We start from the raw sequence: 242 nt of genomic DNA on the forward strand, positions 1-242 counted from the left end.
GTCCTGGATCGTGCGGCTGTTCCCGCTCACGGCCCGCGAGCGCGTCGACTCCTCGGGCGTCGTCGCGTGGGGACAGCTGTCGGCGTTCGTGCGGGCCACGATGATCGTCGCGCTCGTCGACGCCATCGGAATCTCCGTCGGCGCCGCGATCCTCAAGGTGCCGTTCGCCTTCGCCATCGGCATCCTCGTGTTCCTCCTCGCCTTCATCCCCATCGTGGGAGCCCTCCTGTCGGGTGCGGTGG

1 protein-coding gene is annotated in these 242 nt (G+C 69.4%); it reads left to right on the forward strand.

The window, feature by feature from the left end; all coding sequences use genetic code 11:
- The coding region (locus ACPYOI_RS36830; RefSeq protein ID WP_481424280.1) for an AI-2E family transporter at positions 1 to 242 on the forward strand (242 nt) is incomplete at both ends.

The sequence above is a fragment of the Rhizobium sp. SVR5-2C genome, assembly GCF_056755115.1.